Genomic DNA, 22,739 nt, shown 5'->3' on the forward strand with positions numbered 1-22,739 from the left:
CGGCGGGGCGGGATCAGACCCCGACGGGCTTGCGCTTGCGGCGCGTCCGCGGGGCCGGCGCCGCCGGTGTCTGCTCCAACGCTTCGCGCAGGAACTTCCCGGTGTAGCTCTCCGGCGTCGCGGCGATGTCCTCGGGAGTGCCCTCGGCGACCATGGTGCCGCCGCCCGAGCCGCCCTCCGGACCCATGTCGATGACCCAGTCCGAGGTCTTGACGACGTCGAGATTGTGCTCGATGACGATCACGGTGTTGCCCTTGTCGACCAGACCGTTGATCACCAGCAACAGCTTGCGGATGTCCTCGAAGTGCAGACCCGTGGTGGGCTCGTCGAGGATGTAGACGGTCCGCCCCATCGAGCGCTTCTGCAGTTCGGCCGCGAGCTTGACGCGCTGGGCCTCACCACCGGACAGGGTGGTGGCCGGCTGACCGAGACGCACGTACCCCAGCCCCACCTCGTTCAGCGTCTTGAGGTAGCGGTGGATCGAGGTGATCGGCTCGAAGAAGTCCGCCGCCTCCTCGATGGGCATGTTCAGCACCTCGGCGATGGTCTTGCCCTTGTAGTGGACCTCGAGGGTCTCCCGGTTGTACCGGGCCCCGTGGCACACCTCGCACGGCACGTAGACGTCCGGTAGGAAGTTCATCTCGATCTTCAGCGTGCCGTCGCCGGAGCACGCCTCGCACCGGCCGCCCTTGACGTTGAAGGAGAAGCGGCCGGGTTGGTAGCCCCGCACCTTGGCCTCGGTGGTCGCCGCGAACAGCGTCCGGATCTTGTCGAAGACGCCGGTGTACGTGGCTGCGTTGGACCGCGGCGTGCGCCCGATCGGTGACTGGTCGACGCGCACGAGCTTGTCCAACTGATCGAGCCCGTTGATGCGGGTGTGGCGCCCCGGCACCTGCCGCGCGCCGTTGAGCTTGTTGGCCATGACGGTCGCCAGAATGTCGTTGACCAGGGTCGACTTGCCGGATCCGGACACCCCGGTCACGGAGGTGAGCACGCCCAGCGGGAAGCTCACGTCGATGCCGCGCAGGTTGTGCTCGCGCGCGCCCACCACCGTGACCTTGCGCTTCGGATCCACGGCGCGGCGGGTCTCGGGGACGGCGATGGCGGACCGGCCGGACAGGTAGGCGCCGGTGAGGCTCTCCGGGTTCTCCAGCAACTCCTTGTAGGTGCCGCTGTGCACGACGCGACCGCCGTGCTCGCCCGCGAGCGGGCCTATGTCGACCACCCAGTCGGAGGTGCGAATGGTGTCCTCGTCGTGCTCGACGACGATGAGGGTGTTGCCCAGGTTGCGCAGCCGGGTCAGGGTGTCGATGAGGCGGCGATTGTCCCGCTGGTGCAGTCCGATGGACGGCTCGTCCAGCACGTAGAGCACGCCCACCAGCCCACTGCCGATCTGCGTCGCCAGACGGATGCGCTGCGCCTCGCCGCCGGACAGCGTGCCGGCCGCGCGCGAGAGGGTGAGGTACTCGAGGCCGACGTCGAGCAGGAAGCCCAGACGCGCCTGGATCTCCTTCAGCACCTGGCCCGCGATCGCCTCCTCGCGCGTTCCGAGCGTGAGCGTGTCGAGGAACCGCGCGCAGTCCGCGATCGACAGCGCACACACCTGCGCGACGGAGAGAGCTCCGAAGTCGCCCGCGGTGATACTGACCGACAGGATCTCCGGACGCAGCCGGGCACCGTCGCACACCGGGCAGGCGACCTCGCGCATGTAGCCCTCGTAGCGCTCCTTCATGGCGTCGGACTCGGTCTGGTCCATCCGGCGATGCAGGAAGGGCATGACGCCCTCGAACTCCGCGTAGTAGCTGCGCGTCCGGCCGTACCGGTTCTTGTACCGGACGTGCACCTGATGCTCGCTGCCCTCGAGCACCGCGCGCTTGACCTTCGCCGGGAGCTTGCGCCACGGGGTGTCGATGTCGAAGCCCATCGCGTCGGCTAGGCCGCCGAGCAACCGGCCGAAGTACTCCGACGTCTGTCCCATCGACCAGGGCGCGATGGCACCGTCCGCCAGGGAGAGATCCGGATCGGGCACGACGAGGTCGGGGTCGACCTCCTTGCGCACGCCGAGCCCGGCGCACTCGGGGCACGCACCGTAGGGCGAGTTGAAGGAGAACGACCGCGGCTCGAGCTCGTCGATGGACAGCGCGTGGCCGTTGGGACAGGCGAGACGCTCGGAGAACCGTCGCTCGCGGTCGGCGGCGTTCTCCTCCCGGTCGACGAAGTCGAGCACCACGATGCCGTCGGCGAGCCGGAGCGCCGTCTCGACCGAGTCGGTCAACCGCTGCTTCGACGACGCCTTGACCGTCAGGCGGTCGACGACCACCTCGATGTCGTGCTTGTCCTGCTTCTTGAGCTTGGGCGGGTCGGTCAGCTGGTGCACCGTGCCGTCCACCCGAATCCTGGAGTAGCCCTGCGTGTTCAGCTGCTCGAACAGGTCGACGAACTCGCCCTTGCGGGTCCGGACCACGGGTGCGAGCACCTGGAAGCGCAGACCCTCCTCCATGGCCAGCACCTGGTCGACGATCTGCTGCGGGGTCTGCTTGGCGATGCGCTCGCCGCACTGCGGGCAGTGCGCCGTGCCGGCGCGGGCGTAGAGCAGACGCAGGTAGTCGTAGACCTCGGTGATGGTGCCGACCGTCGACCGCGGGTTGCGGTTGGTCGACTTCTGGTCGATGGACACCGCCGGGGACAGGCCCTCGATGAAGTCGACGTCGGGCTTGTCCATCTGACCCAGGAACTGGCGGGCGTAGGCGGAGAGCGACTCGACGTACCGGCGCTGGCCCTCGGCGAAGATCGTGTCGAAGGCGAGCGACGACTTGCCCGATCCGGACAGGCCCGTGAACACGATCAGGCTGTCTCGGGGCAGGTCGACGTCGACGCCCTTCAGGTTGTGCTCGCGTGCGCCTTGCACGACCAGGCGATCCGCCACGGTCCGTCCTCTCGTCTCGCACGGCCCACGGCCGTGCTGTCTGTGCTGTCGCTTACCCGCGTGCGATGCGTCGCGATCGTCCGGAACCGCATTCGGCGCCGGGCACCGCCCCCGACCATAAGCCGGACCACCGACACGGTCGTCCCTCGTCCGGCTGCGGCCCGCTGTTCGGCGAGCCCGGCGTGGGTAATCTCACGCTCATGACTTCCCCCGAACGCGCCGTGTCCGACGACTACACCGGTGACGTGTCCGACGGCGGTGCGCACCGTCGAGCGTTGTCGCACGCCTCGATCGTCAAGACGTCGGTGGGCCCGATGGACAACAACGCCTATCTGCTCGTCTGTTCCCGCACGGGCGCGTCGCTGCTCGTCGACGCGGCCAACGACGCCGAGGTCTTGCGCGCCCTCGTCGACGCCGTCGCACCGCGCGTCGAGCTGATCGTCACCACCCACCAGCACCCCGATCACTGGCAGGCCCTCGCGGAGGTCGTCGAAGCGACGGCGGCCCCGACCGCGGCGCACCCCCTCGACGCGGATCCGCTGCCCGTCGCTCCCGACACCCTGCTCCACGACGGCGACCGCGTGACGGTCGGCGACGTGGACGTCGACGTGATCCATCTCCGCGGCCACACGCCGGGCTCGATCGCGCTGGCGGTGACCGACCCGGCCGACGGCCGCGTCCACCTCTTCACCGGCGACTCGCTGTTCCCGGGTGGTGTCGGCAAGACCGACGGCCCCGAGAACTTCGCCTCGCTGCTGAACGACGTCGAGACCAAACTGTTCGCCCGGTACGACGACTCCACCGTGGTCTATCCCGGACACGGCAAGGACACCACCCTCGGCGCGGAACGCCCCCATCTCGCCGAGTGGCGAGAGCGCGGCTGGTGATCCGGTGAGACGTCACGAACACCGAGCAGTCCACCCCCGTCGCGGGGATTGACCCGGGGCCCCCGGGGGTACTGCTACCGGTGATGCGGACCGGTCGCCCTCGTCGGCGGCCGTTCGCGCACAGTTCCACCGTCCCCAACCGCCGTTCTGCAGGAGGCTCAGTGATTGTCCGCCGGATCGCCCGACCGATGCTCGCATCCATTTTCGTCGCGGGGGGCGTGGACGCACTGCGCAACCCGTCCGGCCGAGCCAAGGCCGCGAAGCCGCTGATCGACAAGAGCCAGGACGTGCTCCCCGACGAGGTCACCCAGAACGTTCCCGACGATCCCGAGACGCTCGTGAAGATCAACGCGGCGATCCAGATCGGCGGCGGTGTTCTGCTGGCCACCGGCAAGGCGCCGCGTATCGCGTCGGCCGTGCTCGCGGGCAGCCTGGTCCCGACGACGCTCGCCGGCCACGCGTTCTGGGAGGAGACCGACCCGGAGGCGAAGGCGCTGCAGCGGACGCAGTTCCTCAAGAACGTCAGCCTGCTCGGCGGTCTGCTCATCGCCGCCGTCGACACCGAGGGCAAGCCGTCGGTGGCGTGGCGCAGCAAGCGCGCCGCGCGCAACGCCAAGGTCGCCGTCGCCGGGGCACTCCCCCTCGCGTCGTCGTCCGACACCTCGGACACCCTGGCGTCCGCCGGCCACAAGGCCAAGGAGCTGGCCGGCGTCGCCGCCGAGCGCGTGCAGCCCTACGCCGAGGTCGCCGCCCACAGGGGTGCCGAGCAGGCGGCCGTGCTCGCGAACGTTGCGCAGGACCGCGGCGGCAAGCTCGCCGAGCTGGCCAAGGAGCGCAGCTCCAAGTGGGCCGATCTCGCGGCCGCGCGCGCCGCCGACCTCGCCGAAGTCGCCCAGGACAAGGGCAGCAAGTACGCCGACGTGGCCGTCGCCCGCGGTGCGGACCTGGCGGAGCGGGCCCGCAAGGACGGATCCGACCTACTGGACGACTACGGCAAGAAGGCCCGCAAGGCCACCAAGAAGCAGCGCAAGGAAGCTCGCAAGCAGCTCGAGCAGGCGCGCAAGGATTACAAGAAGAAGTACGCCTCGGCGAGCAAGGACGCGCAGAAGCAGCTCCAGTCGTCGCTGAAGGACGCGGAGAAGCGTGCCAAGTCCGCACGGGCACAGATCGAGAGCACCGTGCACCAGTACGTCTGATCTTCCCGGCACGTCCCGCTCGACCGACGGCCGACGCATTCCCCTCGCGGGTGCGTCGGCCGTCGTCGTGTCTCACGCCCGTAGACTCTTCTGGCTCTCGTTTCTTGCGTTCAGGAGGCCCCGTGCCGGATCCGGCCACCCCGTCCACCGACGACACCGCCGACCACACCTCTGCTCGGACCCGTTCCGCCGACCCGGCGGTCGACCCCGCCTTCGCCCCGGAACAGGCCCGGCTCGACGTGCTCTACCGCCGTCTCGACGAACTGCGTGCCTACGCGAAGTCGCGGCTCGGCACCGTTCTCCTCGAGACCGGGGGGACTCCGCAGGCCCGCAGCGAACGAGAGTCCTTCACCGCGCTCTACACCGAGGACCTCGCGAAGTACGACTCGTCGGAGAACGGCCTGTGCTTCGGCCGTATCGACGTCCAGGACGACGACGCGCCCCGGTACATCGGCCGCCTGGGAATCCTGGACGAGGACAACGACTTCGACTCCCTGCTCTACGACTGGCGCGCCCCGCTCGCGCGCCCGTTCTATCTGGCGACGCCGGCCGCGCCCGAGGGCGTGCGGCGACGACGGCATCTCCGCACGCGCGCCCGGCGCGTCACGGGCGTCGCGGACGAGTACCTCGACCTCGACGCGGCTCGCGACGCGGGCGTGGAGATCGGCAGCGACGGCGTCGCGGGCGAGAGCGCGCTGCTGTCCGCTCTGAACGCGGCGCGGACGGGCCAGATGACCGACATCGTGGAGACCATCCAGCGCGAGCAGGACGACATCATCCGGTCGACCCACCGCAGCGTGCTGGTGGTGCAGGGCGGGCCGGGAACGGGCAAGACGGCCGTCGCCCTGCACCGCGCGGCGTACCTGCTGTACACGTACCGTCAGCAGCTCGACAAGAGCGGCGTGCTCGTCATCGGCCCGAACTCGACGTTCCTCGATTACATCGGTCAGGTGCTCCCGTCGCTCGGCGAGACGGGAGTGCTGCTGGCGACGGTCGGCACGCTGTTCCCCGGCGTCGACGCGAGTCGGTCGGAGTCCGCCCGCGAGGCGGAGCTGAAGGGCGACCTCGCGATCGTCGACGTCCTCGTCGCCGCGGTCCGCGACCGGCAGGAGGTGCCGCGGGAGCCCGTCGTCGTCCGCTTCGACGGGTATCCGCTGCGGATCGACCGCAAGACCGTGACCAGGGCGCGAGGTCGGGCACGGTCGTCTCGGCGACCGCACAATCTCGCGCGCCCGATCTTCGTGTCCACGATGATCGACCTGCTCGCCGATCAGTTCGCGGCCCAGGTGGGCGGCGACGTGCTCGGTGGGGCGAACCTGCTCAGCCGGGAGGATCTGGCGGACACCCGGGACGAGATGCGCGCGGACCCCGACATCGCCCGCGAGCTGGCGCGGCTGTGGCCGGAACTGACCGCGCAGCAGGTGCTCGCGGACCTCCTCGCATCGCCGGAGCGGCTGCGGACCGCGACACCGACGTGGTCCGACGACGATCGCGCCGCCGTGGCGCGCAGCGACGACGGCCGCTTCGCCCCGTCCGATGCTCCCCTCCTCGACGAACTCGCCGAGCTGCTCGGTACCGACGACGCCGCGGAGCGCGAACGGGAACGACGGCGGTGGCGCGCCGAGATCGAGGACGCCCAGGGCGCCCTCGACATCCTCACCGGCTCGGCGCCGCAGGACCTCGAGGACGAGTTGGACCCCGAGATCCTCATGGCCTACGACCTGGTGGACGCGGACCGGCTCGCACAGCGCCACGAGAACACGCGTCGCCTCACCGCGGCCGAACGCGCCGCCGGCGACCGGACCTGGACCTACGGTCACGTGATCGTCGACGAGGCGCAGGAGCTGTCCCCGATGGCGTGGCGCATGGTGATGCGTCGCATTCCGAATCGGTGGATGACGCTGGTGGGGGACGTCGCGCAGACGGGTGCCCCCGCCGGGACGTCGAACTGGCAGGACGTGTTGGGGCCGTACGTGGCGCGTCGGTGGAAGCTGACCGAACTGACCGTGAACTACCGCACGCCGGCGGCCATCATGGAACTCGCGCACCGGGTCCTGGCGGTCCTCGACCCGGAGGCGACGCCGCCGCGGCCGGTCCGGGACGGCACCGAGGTACCCCGCGCGGACCGCGTCGCGCCGGAGGACCTGGTCGACGCCGTCGGGCGCCATGTCGCCGCGCACCCGCGGCCCGGTACCTCGGCGGTGTTGGCGCCCCTCGATCTCGTCGAGTCGCTGCAGCGGTGGGCGGGTCCCGACGTCACGGTGTGCACCGTCCGCGAGGCGAAGGGCCTCGAGTTCGACTCGGTCCTGCTGGTGGAACCGGCCGCGATCGCCGCCGACTCCGCCCGCGGACTGAACGACCTCTACGTGGCGCTCACGCGCGCCACCCAGCGCGTCGACATCGTGCACGCGGCGCCGCTGCCCGACGTTCTCGGCGTGGTGCCCGAGTATCGACCGACGCAGGGGTGACACCGGTCTTCGTCGTGAAGGTTCACCGTCCGGCGCCGGCCCGCGGTCGGGGCCGACGCCGGAGGTGACCGTGCCGCGACGGGTCGATCAGCGGGTGGTGTGGACGATCAGGACGTCGCACCGCGCCTTGCGCGCCGCGTCCGACGGCACCGAACCCAGCAGCCGGCCGGTGAGAGAGTTGAGCCCGCGATTGCCGACGACCAGGAGGTCGGCCTTCGTCTCGCCCACCAGCTCGAGCAGGGCGTCGACGGGGTTGCCGACCACCGGTCGCTCCTCGATCGTGGTGGCCCCGGCGGCGGTGGCGCGCTCGCGTGCGGTTCGCAGAATCTCCTGCGTGGGAGCCGAACCCGTGATCTGGTAGGCGTCCTCCCCGAGAACGTCGGCATCGTGGCCCGACGACTTCGAGTCGGTCGGGTAGTACGCGCATGCGATGAACAAGGTGGCGTCGGCGTCTCCCGCCAACGCTGCTGCCTTCTCGACGGCCCGCAATGACGAATCGGAACCGTCGGTTCCGACGACGACGGAGCGGTAAGCGCTCATGCATTCCTCCAGTGGTTCGACGAACAGGTGAGTTCGAGTAGAGCGGTCCTGACCAGGACGGTGTTCGAGTGTCGGGTGAACCTTAGTCGCAGGCCGGATGCCCCGACACGGCTTCGGGTAAGCCACTACTCCACCGCAGGCGGCGGGAGCGGCGGGGGCGCGCTCACGGCACCCGACGCCGGGCTCGCCTACATTCGGTGTCATGCCTCGACCCCGCTTCCGGTTGCCCGGGCGATTTCTCCGCACGCGACCGGTCGTTCTCGGGATCGTCGTTCTGGTGGTGCTCGCGATCGTCGGCGTCGTCGCGCTGCGAACGACCGGCTCCGACACGGCTGCGGTGCGCACCGAGGACGTCGTGCGCGACGTCCCCGAGGGCCCGGGGTCGTCCGCGACGGTGCAGCTCGACGCCACCGTCTATCTCCCCGACGTCGCCGGTCCCGCTCCGGCGGTGATCCTCGCGCACGGATTCGGCGGGGACAAGCGGTCGGTCGACGGCCAGGCCCGCGACCTCGCGTCGCGGGGGTTGGTCGTGCTCGCCTACAGCGCCCGCGGGTTCGGCGCCAGCACCGGCCGCATCGGGCTGAACGACCCCGACCGTGAGGTCGCCGACGCGCGGGCGCTGATCGACTACCTCGCCACCCGGCCGGAGGTGCAACTCGACTCCCCCGGCGACCCTCGGGTCGGTGTGGCCGGTGGGTCCTACGGCGGCGCGCTGGCGCTGATGGCGGCGGGCACCGATCCGCGCATCGACGCGGACGCGGCCTCGATCACGTGGAACGACCTGAATCAGAGCCTGTTCCCCAACTATTCCGCCGCCGCCGGCACCGGGACGCCGACCACCACGCCGGCACCGTCGGAGAACGGCGACGCGGGCGTACTCAAGCGTGGCTGGGCGGGCATCTTCTTCGGCGCCGGAGCGCTGCCGACCGGCGAGAGCACCGTGACCGCCACCGCGGCCGGCGCCGGCGCGGGCGGTCCCGGAGGCGGAGCGGCCGCGCCGAGCATCGACCCCACCGACCCCGCCGCCGCGTGCGGTCGCTTCGCCCTGAACGTCTGCGCCGCGTACGCGACGTCGGCGGTCGGTGGCCAACCGTCGGCGGAGACCACCGAGCTGTTGCGGCAACGGTCCCCCTCGTCCGTGGCCGACGCGATCACCGCGCCGACGTTGTTGGTGCAGGGGCAGCGGGACACCCTGTTCGGGCTCGAGCAGGCCGACGCGACGGCGCGCAAAATCGCCGCGGCCGGCGGTTCGGTCCAGGTGCGGTGGTTCGACGGCGGACACGACGCGGGTGGCACGTCCCCCGCCGCCGACGCCGCCGTGGCCGACTTCCTGGTCGACCATCTCATCGGTGACTCCCACCCGGCCGACCCGTCCTTCGCCTACACCCTCGCCGGCGACCCGACGGACCAGGGCGATCGGGCTCGCGACCTCGTGGCCGCGCGCTACCCGGGCCTGTCCGGCACAGGCACAGGCACAGGCACAGGCACAGGCACAGGCACCGAGCCCACCGAGCGCACCGAGTTCACGCTGTCGTCCGCCACCGGCACGCCGACGCAGATCATCGCGCGGCCGCCGGGCGCGTCACCGTCCGCGGTGTCGTCGTTCCCCGGCGTCGGATCGTTGTCGGGACTGCCCGGCGGGGCGTCCGACGCGCTGGGACCGCTGCTCGCGGGTGACCTTCCCGGTCAGACGGCGTCGTTCGTCACCGAGCCGTTGGACAGCTCCTACACGATCACCGGTTCCACGGCGGTCGACGTCACGGTCGGCCCGACCTCCGCATCCTCCGGCACCGTGCTGTTCGCCAAGCTCTACGACGTGTCCGACGACGGTCGTCGCACCCTCCCGTCGGGCCTGGTCTCGGCGGTGCGGGTGGCGCCGGCCGCCACGCCGACGACGGTGACCGTCTCGTTGCCCGCGGTGGCGCATCAGGTCGCCGCGGGTCACCGCATCGAAGTCGCGTTCGCCACCACCGATCAGGGTTACGCCGTCCCGCTCGAACCGGCGGCCGTCTCGGTGGCGCTGGCGGACGGCCGACTCGCACTCCCCACCGTCCCCGCCGAAAGCACGACGTCGTCCTTCCCGATCGTGCCGGTCGTCGGGATCGCCGCACTCGCCGCGCTGGTGGCCGCGCTGGCCGCAGGGGCCACCGTCCGAGCACGACGCCGCACCGCGGCCGACGTCGACCCCGACCTGGTCGACGTCCCTCTGGTCATCACGGACCTGGCGAAGAACTACGCCAACGGATTCCGGGCCGTCGACGGAGTCTCCTTCCGGGTGGAGCCCGGTCAGGTGCTGGGCCTGCTCGGGCCCAACGGGGCGGGCAAGACCACCACGTTGCGCATGCTCATGGGCCTCATCACGCCGTCGGCCGGGTCGATCCGCGTGTTCGGCCACGCCGTGACGCCCGGCGCGCCGGTGCTCTCCCGGCTCGGGTCCTTCGTCGAGGGGTCCGGCTTCCTGCCGCATCTGTCCGGCCGCGACAACCTGGAGCTGTACTGGCGCGCGACCGGCCGTCCCGCCGAGGACGCGCACCTCGAGGAGGCGCTCGACATCGCGGACCTGGGCCGCTCGGTCGATCGCAAGGTGAAGTCGTACAGCCAGGGCATGCGTCAGCGTCTGGCCATCGCCCAGGCGATGCTCGGCCTCCCGGACCTGATGGTGCTCGACGAACCGACCAACGGTCTCGACCCGCCGCAGATTCGGACGATGCGCGACGTCCTCATCCGCTACGCCCGCACCGGACGCACGGTGCTGGTGAGCAGCCACCTGCTGGCCGAGGTCGAGCAGACCTGCACGCACGTGGTCGTGATGAACAAGGGCGTCGTGGTCAGTGCGGGGCCGGTCGAGGATCTCATCGGCGCCAGCGGACCGGTCGAGTTCCGGGTGGACCGACCGGCGGAGGCCGCGGACATCCTGCGGGGCCTCGACGGGGTCGGCGAGGTGCTCGTCGACGACGAGACCGGTGCGGTGAAGGCGCAGCTCGGGGTCACCGATCCCGCCGTCGCCGTCCGGGCACTGGTGACGGCCGGCGTCGAGGTGTCCACGGCATCCCGGTCCACCCGTCTCGAGGACGTCTTCCTCGAACTCGTCCACGACGACACGGCCTCCGGCGACCGGCCGGAGCCGACAACGGCAGGAGCACGCTCGTGAGCAGCACCGCAGCCGGGCATTCCGGCTCCGCGGATCCGCACGCCGACGACGGACGGGTGGCCGGGTACGACGCGGGGCGCACGCTGTCGGTGCGCACGGAACTGACCCGTCAGTTCACCCGCCGACGCACCCAGTTCTCCCTCGGGTTCCTGGCCCTGCTGCCCGTGATCCTGGCCATCGCGTTCGCGGTGGGGGGATCGGAGTCGGACAGTGCCAGCGGCAGTCTGATCGAGCTGGGCACGCGGAGCGGCGTGAACTTCACCGTGTTCGCACTCTTCGTCTCGGTGGGGTTTCTGCTGATCGTCGTGGTCGCCCTGTTCTTCGGGGACGCAGTGGCCAGCGAGGCATCGTGGTCCTCGCTGCGCTACCTGCTCGCGGTGCCGATCGCACGCGGACGTCTGCTGCGACAGAAGGCGATCGTGTCCGCGATCCTCTCGGTCGCGGCGCTGGCCACCCTGGTCGGGGTGTCTCTGGTGCTCGGCAGCGCGCTCTACGGGTTCGGCGCCCTGGTGTCACCGTTCGGGGACTCGCTGCCGTTCGGGACCTCCCTGGGGCGGCTCGCGATCGGCGTCGTGTTCATCGCGATCAACCTGACGTGGGTGGCCGGTCTGGCGATGGCCCTCTCGGTCTCGACCGACGCGCCGCTCGGCGCGGTGGGCGGCACCGTCATGGTGTCGATCGTCGCGCAGATCCTCGACCAGATCACGGCGCTGGGTTCGCTGCGCAACGCGCTGCCGGGGCACTACTCCACCTCGTGGACCAGCGTCCTGTCCCCCACCCTGTCGTGGAACGACCTGCTCGACGGCGCGTTCTCCTCGCTCGCCTACGCCACGCTCTTCGGCATCGTGGCGTGGCGCCGCTTCGCCACGAAAGACATCACCAGCTGAGCTGGGCGGACATCACCAGCTGATCCGGCCGTCGCCGGGCCGTCGGGGTCACGACAGCCCGGCGGCGTCCATCCCGCGCAGTTCCTTCTTCAGATCCTGGATCTCGTCGCGCAGCCGCCCCGCGAGCTCGAACTGCAGCTCGCGCGCGGCGTTCATCATCTGATCGGTGAGCTGCTTGACCAGGTCGGCCAGTTCCGCCCGCGGCATCGTGGACACGTCGCGTCCCTCGACCACACCGCTGCTGCCGGCTCGGCCGGCCTCGCCCGGTGCCCGGCGGCCGCGACTGGAGTTGCGGCCGGACCCGCCGATGTCGACGACGTTGTCGGTGTCCTCCGCCTCCTCGTACACCTGGTCGAGGATGTCCGCGATCTTCTTGCGCAGCGGCTGCGGATCGACGCCCATCTCCTCGTTGTAGGCGACCTGCTTGGCGCGACGCCGCTCCGTCTCCTCGATCGCGTACTGCATCGAGTCGGTGATGGTGTCCGCGTACATGTGCACCTGGCCGGAGACGTTGCGGGCCGCGCGGCCGATGGTCTGGATGAGGCTGGTGCCGCTGCGCAGGAAGCCCTCCTTGTCGGCGTCGAGGATGGCGACCAGCGACACCTCGGGCAGGTCGAGGCCCTCGCGGAGCAGGTTGATGCCGATGAGCACGTCGTACTCCCCGAGCCGCAGCTGGCGGAGCAATTCGACCCGTCGCAGCGTGTCGATGTCCGAGTGGAGGTACCGCACCCGGATCCCCAGCTCGAGGAGGTAGTCCGTCAGGTCCTCGGCCATCTTCTTGGTCAGGGTGGTGACCAGGACGCGCTCGTCCTTCTCGGTGCGCTCGCGGATCTCGTGCACCAGATCGTCGATCTGCCCCTTGGTGGGCTTGACCACGATCTCGGGATCGACCAGACCCGTCGGCCGGATGACCTGCTCGACGAACTCGCCGCCGCTCTGACCGAGCTCGTACTTGCCCGGCGTGGCGGACAGGTACACCGTCTGCCCGATGCGCTGGGTGAACTCCTCCCACGTCAGCGGGCGGTTGTCCGTCGCCGACGGCAAGCGGAACCCGAACTCGACGAGGTTGCGCTTGCGCGACATGTCGCCCTCGTACATCGCCCCGATCTGCGGCACGGTGACGTGCGACTCGTCGATGACGAGGAGGAAGTCCTCGGGGAAGTAGTCGATCAGGGTGGCGGGCGCGGTACCGGCGGGACGGCCGTCGATGTGCCGCGAGTAGTTCTCGATGCCCGAGCAGAAGCCGACCTGCTTGATCATCTCGAGGTCGTACTGCGTGCGCATCCGCAGCCGCTGCGCCTCGAGCAGCTTGCCCTTGTTCTCGAGGTCGGCCAGCCGCTCCTCGAGTTCGGCCTCGATGTCGCGGACCGCGCGCTCCATGCGCTCGGGACCCGCCACGTAGTGGGTCGCGGGGAAGATGCGGACGCTGTCCACCTCACGGACCACGTCTCCGGTCAGCGGGTGGAGGTAGTACAGGGCCTCGATCTCGTCGCCGAAGAACTCGATGCGCACCGCCAGTTCCTCGTAGGAGGGGATGATCTCCACGGTGTCGCCGCGCACGCGGAAGGACCCGCGGGTGAACGCCAGATCGTTGCGCGTGTACTGCACGTCCACGAGCAGCCGCAGGAACTGATCGCGCGGGACGTCCTGGCCGACCTTCAGGTACACCGACCGGTCGACGTAGGACTGCGGGGTGCCCAGGCCGTAGATGCAGGACACCGACGCCACCACCACGACGTCTCGCCGCGAGAGCAGATTCGCCGTGGCCGAGTGACGCAGACGCTCGACGTCGTCGTTGATCGACGAGTCCTTCTCGATGTAGGTGTCGGTCTGCGCGATGTACGCCTCGGGTTGGTAGTAGTCGTAGTACGACACGAAGTACTCGACGGCGTTGTTCGGGAGCATCTCCCGCAGCTCGTTGGCCAACTGGGCGGCGAGCGTCTTGTTGGGGGCCATCAGCAGGGTCGGACGTTGCACCTGCTCGATCAGCCACGCCGTGGTGGCGGACTTGCCGGTGCCGGTGGCGCCGAGCAGAACGACGTCCTTCTCCCCACCCCTGATGCGCCGGGCGAGTTCCTCGATGGCGGCCGGCTGGTCGCCGGCCGGCGAGTACTCGCTGACGACCTCGAAGGGACGGGTGCTGCGCTCGATCTCGCTCACGGGCCGGTGCTCGGAGTGCGCGAGAACCGGTTGTTCAGCCGCAAATGCCATGACTCCAGAGTAGGCCCGACCACCGACAGGAATCGGGCCCGCAGCCGACCGGAGCGGCCACCGGTGTCGGTCCCCGAGTCCAGAATGGCCCCATGGACCTCGCGCGCATCGTCGACACCTCGGCCACCGTCGCCGCCACGCGTTCTCGCAAAGCGAAAGTGGCCGCTCTCGCCGACCTCCTCCGCGAGTGCGCGGACGACGAGGTGGGCCTGGTGGTGCGGTACGCCTCGGGAATGCTGCGCCAGCGGCGGACCGGGCTCGGGTGGCGGGGCCTGGCCCGGTTGCCGCGTCCCGCCGACACCTCGACCCTGACGGCACAGGACGCCGACGACGTCTTCGAGCGGCTCTCCGCGCTGCAGGGGCCGGGGTCGCAGCGGGCCCGTGCGGACGAGACCGCGCAGCTGTTCGCCCGGGCCACCGCGGACGAGCAGACCTGGTTGCGCGGACTGGTCACCGGCGAACTGCGGCAGGGCGCCCTGGACGCGCTGGTGCAGGAAGCAGTGGCCGCGGCGACCGATCTCCCCCTGGCGGCAGTGCGCCGCGCCGCCATGCTGTCCGGCTCCACTCCGGCCGCCGCGGAGGCCGCGGTGTCCGGCGGCGAGGGCGCCCTCGCGGCGATCGGCCTGACGGTGGGCCGGCCCGTCTCGCCCATGCTCGCCTCGAGCGCCCCCACCGTGACCGACGGCGTCGTGAAGGCCGCCGGGTCCGCGGGCGGTCCGGTGGCCCTCGACACCAAGCTCGACGGCATTCGCATCCAGGTGCACCGCACGGGTGACGAGGTGTCCGTCGCGACGCGCAGTCTCGACGACATCACCGCCCGGCTGCCCGAGGTCGTCGACTACGTGCGCTCGCTGGCCGTGTCGTCCGTGGTGCTCGACGGTGAGGCCCTCGCGCTGGGCGAGGACGGTCGCCCCCGCCCGTTCCAGGACACGGCCTCGCGCACCGCGCAGGCCACCGGCGTGGCCGTCACGCCGTTCTTCTTCGACGTCCTGCACGTCGACGGCGAGGATCTCCTGGACCGTCCGTGGTCCGACCGGATCGCCGTGCTCGACCGTCTCGTCGACGCCGAGCATCGTGTCCCGCGCCTCACCACGGCCGATGCCGCCGAGGCGGAACGGTTCGCCGCCTCGGCCGTCGCCGCGGGGCACGAGGGTGTGGTGATCAAGAACCCGGCGGCGCCGTACGAGGCCGGTCGACGCGGGGCGGCGTGGGTCAAGGTCAAGCCCGTCTTCACCGTCGACCTCGTGGTGCTCGCCGTCGAGTGGGGATCCGGGCGCCGGACGGGGTTGCTGTCGAACCTGCACCTCGGCGCGGTCGATCCCCGCGGCGGATTCGTCATGCTCGGCAAGACGTTCAAGGGCATGACCGACGAGATGTTGGCGTGGCAGACCGAGCGCTTCCTCGAGCTCGAAACGCACCGATCCGACCACGTCGTGCACGTGCAGCCCGTGCAGGTGGTCGAGATCGCGATCGACGGGCTGCAGCGCTCCACGCGCTATCCCGGCGGCATCGCGCTGCGCTTCGCCCGCGTGGTGCGCTATCGCGACGACAAGACCGCCGAGCAGGCCGACACCGGTGGAGAGCGTCAAGGCGCTCTTCGGCCCACCGCCCTCCTGAGCCGACGCGCCGGTACGGTCCACCCATGACGTCCGCGAAGCAGGTGCACGTGCATCCGCCCAAGGTCGAGGTGTTCGACACCCTCGCGCGCACCAACACCGATCCGAAGGGGTACGTCCGCCCCGTCGATGTGTACGAGGCGCATCCGTGGGGGTTGTACATGGCCCGCCCCGCCGATCATCGACAGTTCCACTACGTCGAATCCTGGCTTCTCCCGGCACTCGGCCTGCGCGCGACCGTCTTTCACTTCGTCCCCGAGCACCGACGCGATCAGGACCGCTACGTCGACGTCGGCGAGTACGTCGTCGACGGCTCGGTGTGGCGCTCGACCGACCACTACCTCGACATCGTCGTCCGGACCGGCCGCGGACAGGACCTGCTCGACGTCGACGAGCTGTTCGCCGCGGTGCGCGCCGGTCTGATCGACGACGACGCCGCGGAGTCGGCCGTGACCCGCGCCGCCGATGCTATGGACGGCATCGCCGCGGCGGGACACGATCTCGACGCGTGGTTACGTGCTCGGGGCATGCCCGTCACCTGGCGCTGACGACGAATCCGGTTGCCAGCCGGTCGACGTCGCCCACTCGAGGACCCGCGGGTAGACGCCCTCGAAATACGGCCCCTTCGCCGCCGAGTACGTCGCAACGGCCTCGGCCGGGTCGCTCGTGCCGTCCACCTCGTGCGCGGCACGCTCCTTCACGGCGAGGTACTCCGCGCGGGCGGCAGCGTCGGCCCGCAACCGGTCGCGGAACATGAGAGAGAACCGTTGCCCGGGCCACCCGTCGACCCGCAGGTGCACGAAGGCCGGTCGACCGGGGTCGGCACTGCCGTGCGTCCGCTTCTCCCACAGGGAGGAGTCGGCCTCCCCGGGCACGGCGGACGGGTGCGGATCGTCCACGGTGGCCCACTCCAGGACGGGAAAAGCCGCGCCGCGCAGGGGCTCTCGCAGCGCGTCGGCGTCCTCGAACGAGCGGACCGTGATCTGGATGTCGAGGACGTCCTTGGCCGGGAAGTCCGGGACGGACGTCGACCCGATGTGGTCGATCCGCACGGCGCGGTCACCGCACGCGGCGCGCAGCCTCCCGATCAGCCGCTCCGCCTGCGCGGCCCACGTCGGGTCGGCCGCCGCGATCGCGACCGGTCGACGAGCGACGACGCCGTCCCGGACGTTGCGTTCGAACGGCACCAACCGCGAATCCCACAGAGTTCGAACGGCGTCGACCAGATCGTCCGGACCGCCCGAGTTGTCGAGCCACACGTCGGCCGCCGCGCGTCGCTGCTCGTCGGTGGCCTGCGAGCGGATGCGCGACCGCGCGTCGGCCTCGTCCACCCCGCGCGAGGAGACCAGCCGGCGGATGCGCTCCTCCTCGTCGAGGTGCACGACGATCACGAGTGGGAACCAGGGCGCCGCTCCCGTCTCGACCAACAGCGGAATGTCCTCGACGACGATCGCGTCGGGCGCGGCCTCCGCGAGCAACTCGGCTCGTCGCGCGCCGACGAGCGGGTGCACGATGCCGTTCAGCGCGAGCCGCGACTCGTCGTCGGCGAAGGCGATGGCGCCCAACGCCGGTCGGTTCAGCGAGCCGTCGTCGGCCAGGATGCGATCACCGAATCGTTCGGTCAGCGCGGCCAGTCCCGGGGTGCCCGGTTCGACCACCTCGCGGGCGATCGCGTCGGCGTCGATCACGACGGCACCGAGGTCTGCGAGTGCTCGCGCGGCGGTGGATTTGCCCGCGCCCATTCCTCCGGTCAATCCGATTCTGATCACGGGGTCCAGTGTGGCCGAGCCCTCGGTCGGACGCACCGGACACGCCGCGAATCACCGTCGTCAATACCGGGCGTTTCCCGACCTGTCGGTTATCTTCGAGGCGCACGACCGGTCTCGACGCTTGCTTCGCGCGACGAGCCGGACCAGGCCGACACCGGCCGAGACGACGACACGACGCGACAGGCGGGGACACGGGCATGAACACGATCGCAGGCGAGAGGCGGGGGCAGCCGGGGCGGCATCGTCTGGGCATGCCGGACGGCGTCCACTGCATTCTCATTCCCGAGGTCGCCGACGCCCTCGCCGAGCACCGTCGCAACTGGTTCACGTCTCTGCTCAGCCCGGCGCGGCACAGCTTCGCGTCGATGCGCAAGCGCGGCAGCGCCCTCGGCACCGGGTGGAGCCCCGCCACCGCCGGCTGATCTCCCACCCGTCGTCACGACCCGGTCCTTCGTCGAAGGGCCGGGTCGTTCGCGTTCGGCCTGCTCGTCCTCCACCGAAGCCCCCCGGACACGGGCCAGGCCCCGAACCGCAGTGCGGTTCGGGGCCTGGTCGTGGTGACTACCGGCGAATCATGCTCCACCGGGTCGGCGAATCACGCTCCGCCGGGTCGGCGAATCATGCTCCGCCGGACAGCTTCTCGCGGAGAGCAGCGAGCTGCGCATCGCTGGCAAGCGAGCCACCGGTGGACTCCGACGCGGCTGCGGCGGGCGCACCCTGCGTGGAACCGGTCTCCGAGGAGTAGCCGGCGGCAGCGTTGGCTGCCTCCTGCGCCTCGTCGGCGGCGGTCTTCTCCATCTGAGCGGTGTGCATCTTGTGGCGACGCTCGGCCTCGGCGTACCGGCCTTCCCACTCCTCACGCTGCTTGTCGTATCCCTCGAGCCACTCGTTGGTCTCGGGATCGAAGCCCTCGGGGAAGACGTAGTTGCCCTGCTCGTCGTACGAGTCGGCCATGCCGTACTTGGACGGATCGAACTCGGCGCTGTAGTCCTCGTTGGCCTGCTTCAGCGACAGCGAGATGCGGCGACGCTCGAGGTCGATGTCGATGACCTTGACCAGCGCGTCGTCGCCGACGGTGACGACCTGGTCCGGGACCTCCACGTGGCGCTCGGCCAGCTCGGAGATGTGCACCAGGCCCTCGATGCCCTCCTCGACGCGAACGAACGCGCCGAACGGAACGAGCTTGGTGACCTTGCCCGGCACGATCTGACCGATCGCGTGGGTGCGGGCGAACTGACGCCACGGGTCTTCCTGCGTCGCCTTGAGCGAGAGGGAGACACGCTCGCGGTCGAGATCGACGTCGAGAACCTCGACGGTGACCTCGGTGCCGACCTCGACGACCTCGGACGGGTGGTCGATGTGCTTCCAGGACAGCTCCGAGACGTGGACCAGACCGTCGACGCCGCCGAGATCGACGAACGCACCGAAGTTGACGATCGAGGACACGACGCCCTTGCGGACCTGGCCCTTCTGCAGCTGGTGCAGGAACTCGCTGCGGACCTCGGACTGGGTCTGCTCGAGCCAGGCGCGGCGCGACAGGACCACGTTGTTGCGGTTCTTGTCGAGCTCGATGATCTTGGCCTCGATCTCCTTGCCGACGTACGGCTGCAGATCGCGGACACGACGCATCTCGACGAGCGATGCGGGGAGGAAGCCGCGGAGGCCGATGTCGAGGATGAGGCCACCCTTGACGACCTCGATGACGGTGCCCTTGACGGCCTCGTCCTTCTCCTTGAGCTCCTCGATGGTGCCCCAGGCACGCTCGTACTGAGCGCGCTTCTTCGACAGGATCAGTCGACCCTCCTTGTCCTCCTTGGTGAGGACGAGAGCTTCGACCTCATCGCCCACGGAGACGACCTCGTTGGGGTCGACGTCGTGCTTGATGGAGAGCTCGCGGGAGGGGATGACGCCTTCGGTCTTGTAACCGATGTCGAGCAGGACCTCGTCGCGATCGACCTTGACGATGGTGCCCTCGACGATGTCGCCATCGTTGAAGTACTTGATCGTCGCGTCGATGGCGGCGAGGAAATCCTCGGCGGAGCCGATGTCGTTGACGGCTACCTGCGGCGAGGTGACGGTGGATGAGGCCATGTGGTGAGGTGCTCCGGACGGGTTGGTGTCGGTGGATGGATGTTCGGTCGGACAGACCCTCGGTTGCCGGGACACGCGGCCCCTGCTGCCGTAGATTCGGCAGCGAGCCGAGGCTCGGAATCGAGAGTCACGGACGCCGAGCCCCTCGCACGTGACGTGCGGAGGGCAGACATTCGCGTTCCGAAGACTACTCGGTGCCGCACACGCCCGGCAAACCCGGTTACCGTGTCCCGCGTGGCCGCCGACTCCCCCGCTCCGACACCCTCCGCTCCGGACCGGCCGATCCCGTCCCGGCCGATCCCATCCCAGCCGGCCCGGCGGCGTGTCGACTCCGCCGCCAGCGAGCGCGCCTCCCGCTCGTGGTGGGACGTCGACGCCGCGGACTACCACCGCACCCACGGCGAGTTCCTCGGGGTCGACAGCCCGACGGGCGAGTTCGTCTGGTGCCCCGAGGGCCTGCACGAGGGCGACGTCCACCTGCTCGGCGACGTGACCGGCCGCGACGTGCTCGAGATCGGGTGCGGTTCGGCCCCCTGCTCCCGGTGGCTCGCCCACCGGGGAGCCCGCGCGGTCGCGCTCGACATCTCGGCCGGCATGCTCGCCCACGGCGTCGCGGCGATCGACCGAGCCCGGGCGAGCGACCCCGACTCCCCCGCGCCCGCCCTGCTCCAGGCGTCGGCGGAGAGCCTGCCGTTCGCGGACGCGTCGTTCGACGTGGTGTGCTCCGCGTTCGGCGCGGTGCCCTTCGTGGCCGATTCCGCCCGAGTCATGCGTGAGGCCGCTCGCGTGCTGCGGCCCGGCGGCCGGTGGGTGTTCTCCGTCAATCACCCCGTGCGCTGGATCTTTCCCGACGATCCCGGTCCCGACGGCCTCACCGCCACCATCCCGTACTTCGACCGGACCCCGTACGCGGAGTTCGACGCCGACGGCACCGCGACGTACGTCGAGCACCACCGCACGGTCGGCGACCGGGTCCGCGAGATCGTCGCCGCGGGACTGACGCTGATGGACGTCGTGGAACCGGACTGGCCCGAGTGGTTGGACCGCGAGTGGGGTCAGTGGTCCCCGCTGCGGGGGCGGCTGTTCCCCGGCACGGCGATCTTCTGCACCACCAAACCGAACCCGGACGCCGAGTAGCGGTCAGACTCCCCGCAGCGCGTGCGCGGCGACCGTCTCGACGAACTCCGACGTCGACGCCTGTCCGCCGATGTCCGCGGTCGCGACGCCCGACGCGACGGTGTGCTCGACCGCGCCGCGAAGGCGACCGGCAACTCGCACGAGGTGGTCCGGCCCGCCGGTTCCGGCGGCATGCTCGAACATCGCCGCGGCCGAGAGGATCAGAGCGGTCGGGTTGGCCCGGTTGCGACCGGCGATGTCCGGCGCGGCGCCGTGCGCGGCCTGCGCCATGACCTTCTCCGCGGAGGCGTTGATCGACGCGGCCATGCCGAGAGACCCGGACAGCTCCCCGGCGAGGTCCGACAGAATGTCGCCGAACATGTTCTCCGCCACGACGACGTCGAACTCCTCGCCGCTGCGGACCAACTTGGCGGCCATGGCGTCGACGTGCTCGTAGGTCACCTCGACGTCCGGGTGCCGCTCGCCCACCTCCGCGCACACGTCGCGGAAGAGGCCCGTCGTCAGGCGGAGCACGTTGGTCTTGTGCACCACGGTCACCCGTCGACGACGCTGCTCGGCGAGCACGAAGGCGCGCTCGGCGATGCGTTCGGCCGCCCGGCGGGTGAAGACCCCGACCGCCAGGGCGACGTCGGGAGTCGGCATGAACTCCCCGGACCCGACGGCCATGTTGCGATCCGCGTAGAAGCCCTCGGTGTTCTCGCGCACCACGACGAGGTCCATCCGCGGGGACACGGCGCGGACACCGGGGAGGGCGCGAGCGGGACGGATGTTGGCGTACAGGTCGAAGTGCTTGCGGATGCGGCCGCCGGGCGTGAGATCGCCGCGTGTCTCGGGCGGGTACGACGCGCTGTCGTGCGGCCCGAGGATCCACATGTCCAGGTCCTCGAGGGCGGCGACGGTGGCGGCCGGCACCGCGTCGCCGTGCTCGTCGAGGGCGTCGCGGCCGAACGGAAGCCGGGCCCAGTCCGGGCCCGTCGTCCCGACGCCCTCGAACGCGGCGTCGACGATCCGCACGACGCCGGGCACGATCTCCCGGCCGATGCCGTCGCCGACCAGGACCCCGATACGCGGTCCGTGGCCCGCCCCCGTGTGCGCTGCGCTCGTCATGGTCGCCATCATTGCTCACCATGGTCCAGTCTCTCGAACTGCTTCTCGACGCCGACAGCGACGCGGCGATCCGGCGCGACTGGGCCTACCTCGCCGAGCTGGGGCTGCCCAGCCAGGCGCGCCACACCGGCGCGTCCAACCGCCCGCACGTGACGGTGGCGGTGGCGTCGTCGCTCGACTCCGGCGCCGAGCAGCGCCTGGCCGACCTCGTGGCGACGAAGGGCGCGGTACCGTCCGCCCTGCGCCTCGGCGGACTGGTGGTGTTCGGCGGGGCGCGCGCGACGCTGGCCCGCGCCGTCGTCCCGTCCGCCGAGCTGATGGAGTTCCACGGCCGGGTCCAGGCTCTGCTCGGCGACTCGCCCGGTGTTCCGCCCCACCTGCATCCGGGTCGGTGGACGCCGCACGTCACGCTCGCCATGCGCGGCCGGTCCGACGAGATCGGTTCCGCCGCAGCGGCTCTCGTACCGACGCTCAGCGATCTCGAGGCCACGGTGTCGGGTGTGCGCCGGTGGGACGGCGACGCGAAGCGGGAGTGGACGCTCGGGGACGCTCAGAACCGGTAGTCGCCGTGGCGGGTCACCTCGCGATGGGTGTCGGGCACGCGATCGGCCAGCGCCAGCGCGGCCAGGATGCCGTAGACGACCAGGACACCGAGAAGAAGCACCAGAAATGTCATACGAGAGATGTTCCGACGCAGCACTTCTCGCTACCAGTGGCAGAAACGACATGTTTCGTCGTTTTTCTGCCATACTG

General features: G+C 70.5%; 17 protein-coding genes. 10 read left to right on the forward strand and 7 right to left on the reverse strand.

Annotated elements, in window-relative coordinates:
- Window positions 1–13: 13 nt before the first annotated feature.
- On the reverse strand, window positions 14–2,926 hold the full coding sequence (uvrA, locus tag HQ603_RS14055; protein ID WP_222685135.1) for an excinuclease ABC subunit UvrA: 2,913 nt from the start codon (window positions 2,924–2,926) through the stop codon (window positions 14–16).
- Between the two features lie 200 nt (window positions 2,927–3,126).
- Here uvrA and HQ603_RS14060 point away from each other — a divergent pair, with 200 nt between their 5' ends.
- From HQ603_RS14060 to HQ603_RS14070, 3 genes are all read left to right on the forward strand, one after another.
- Window positions 3,127–3,813, forward strand: coding sequence for an MBL fold metallo-hydrolase (locus HQ603_RS14060; RefSeq protein ID WP_222685136.1), 687 nt, complete (start codon window positions 3,127–3,129; stop codon window positions 3,811–3,813).
- 161 nt (window positions 3,814–3,974) lie between these two features.
- Complete coding sequence (locus HQ603_RS14065; protein WP_222685137.1) at window positions 3,975–5,009, forward strand: DoxX family membrane protein; 1,035 nt, start codon at window positions 3,975–3,977, stop codon at window positions 5,007–5,009.
- 122 nt (window positions 5,010–5,131) lie between these two features.
- Window positions 5,132–7,477 carry a HelD family protein gene (locus HQ603_RS14070; RefSeq protein WP_222685138.1) on the forward strand — a complete coding sequence of 782 codons (2,346 nt, stop codon included), beginning with the start codon at window positions 5,132–5,134 and terminating at the stop codon, window positions 7,475–7,477.
- An 87-nt stretch (window positions 7,478–7,564) separates the two neighbouring features.
- Here the strand turns inward: HQ603_RS14070 and HQ603_RS14075 are convergent, their stop codons facing one another.
- Complete coding sequence (locus HQ603_RS14075; RefSeq protein ID WP_222685140.1) at window positions 7,565–8,017, reverse strand: universal stress protein; 453 nt, start codon at window positions 8,015–8,017, stop codon at window positions 7,565–7,567.
- Window positions 8,018–8,219: 202 nt separating this feature from the next.
- Between HQ603_RS14075 and HQ603_RS14080 the strand changes: the two genes are divergently transcribed.
- Both HQ603_RS14080 and HQ603_RS14085 read left to right on the forward strand, forming a co-directional pair.
- The gene (locus HQ603_RS14080; RefSeq protein WP_222685142.1) at window positions 8,220–11,168 is read left to right on the forward strand and encodes an alpha/beta fold hydrolase; all 2,949 of its coding nucleotides are present in this window, start codon (window positions 8,220–8,222) and stop codon (window positions 11,166–11,168) included.
- A complete protein-coding gene (locus HQ603_RS14085) occupies window positions 11,165–12,055 on the forward strand; it encodes an ABC transporter permease (protein ID WP_222685143.1) in 891 nt (296 codons plus the stop codon). The genes HQ603_RS14080 and HQ603_RS14085 overlap by 4 nt, the downstream gene beginning before the upstream one ends.
- Window positions 12,056–12,103: 48 nt before the next feature.
- Here the strand turns inward: HQ603_RS14085 and uvrB are convergent, their stop codons facing one another.
- Window positions 12,104–14,266, reverse strand: a complete 2,163-nt coding sequence (gene uvrB / locus HQ603_RS14090; protein WP_068152744.1) for an excinuclease ABC subunit UvrB — start codon at window positions 14,264–14,266, stop codon at window positions 12,104–12,106.
- A gap of 92 nt (window positions 14,267–14,358) precedes the next feature.
- Here uvrB and HQ603_RS14095 point away from each other — a divergent pair, with 92 nt between their 5' ends.
- Together HQ603_RS14095 and HQ603_RS14100 are read left to right on the forward strand one after the other, a co-directional pair.
- Complete coding sequence (locus HQ603_RS14095; protein WP_222685145.1) at window positions 14,359–15,912, forward strand: ATP-dependent DNA ligase; 1,554 nt, start codon at window positions 14,359–14,361, stop codon at window positions 15,910–15,912.
- Window positions 15,909–16,430: a DUF402 domain-containing protein gene (locus HQ603_RS14100; RefSeq protein WP_222685147.1), complete on the forward strand. Its 522-nt coding sequence runs from the start codon at window positions 15,909–15,911 to the stop codon at window positions 16,428–16,430. Before HQ603_RS14095 ends, HQ603_RS14100 begins: the two co-directional genes overlap by 4 nt.
- Here HQ603_RS14100 and coaE read toward each other — a convergent pair.
- Window positions 16,395–17,651 (reverse strand): dephospho-CoA kinase, encoded by a 1,257-nt coding sequence (gene coaE / locus HQ603_RS14105; RefSeq protein ID WP_222685149.1) that lies wholly within the window; start codon window positions 17,649–17,651, stop codon window positions 16,395–16,397. The genes HQ603_RS14100 and coaE overlap by 36 nt on opposite strands.
- 197 nt (window positions 17,652–17,848) lie before the next feature.
- On the opposite strand from coaE, the gene HQ603_RS14110 reads away from it, so the two are divergent.
- Entirely contained in the window at window positions 17,849–18,073 is a 225-nt protein-coding gene (locus HQ603_RS14110) for a hypothetical protein (RefSeq protein WP_222677941.1), read from the forward strand.
- A 196-nt stretch (window positions 18,074–18,269) separates the two neighbouring features.
- On the opposite strand, the gene rpsA is transcribed toward HQ603_RS14110, so the two are convergent.
- Window positions 18,270–19,742 carry a 30S ribosomal protein S1 gene (gene rpsA / locus HQ603_RS14115; protein WP_068152752.1) on the reverse strand — a complete coding sequence of 491 codons (1,473 nt, stop codon included), beginning with the start codon at window positions 19,740–19,742 and terminating at the stop codon, window positions 18,270–18,272.
- Window positions 19,743–20,024: 282 nt separating this feature from the next.
- Here rpsA and HQ603_RS14120 point away from each other — a divergent pair, with 282 nt between their 5' ends.
- Entirely contained in the window at window positions 20,025–20,879 is an 855-nt protein-coding gene (locus tag HQ603_RS14120) for a class I SAM-dependent methyltransferase (RefSeq protein ID WP_222685214.1), read from the forward strand.
- A gap of 3 nt (window positions 20,880–20,882) precedes the next feature.
- On the opposite strand, the gene HQ603_RS14125 is transcribed toward HQ603_RS14120, so the two are convergent.
- Window positions 20,883–21,986, reverse strand: coding sequence for an isocitrate/isopropylmalate dehydrogenase family protein (locus HQ603_RS14125; protein WP_222685150.1), 1,104 nt, complete (start codon window positions 21,984–21,986; stop codon window positions 20,883–20,885).
- 20 nt (window positions 21,987–22,006) lie between these two features.
- Between HQ603_RS14125 and HQ603_RS14130 the strand changes: the two genes are divergently transcribed.
- The gene (locus HQ603_RS14130) at window positions 22,007–22,549 is read left to right on the forward strand and encodes a 2'-5' RNA ligase family protein (protein WP_222685153.1); all 543 of its coding nucleotides are present in this window, start codon (window positions 22,007–22,009) and stop codon (window positions 22,547–22,549) included.
- Here HQ603_RS14130 and HQ603_RS18975 read toward each other — a convergent pair.
- Entirely contained in the window at window positions 22,537–22,662 is a 126-nt protein-coding gene (locus tag HQ603_RS18975; protein WP_261773851.1) for a hypothetical protein, read from the reverse strand. The two genes, HQ603_RS14130 and HQ603_RS18975, sit on opposite strands and share 13 nt — an antisense overlap.
- Window positions 22,663–22,739 lie beyond the last annotated feature (77 nt).

Source organism: Rhodococcoides corynebacterioides, from assembly GCF_019834675.1.
GTDB classification, from domain to species: domain Bacteria; phylum Actinomycetota; class Actinomycetes; order Mycobacteriales; family Mycobacteriaceae; genus Rhodococcoides; species Rhodococcoides corynebacterioides_A.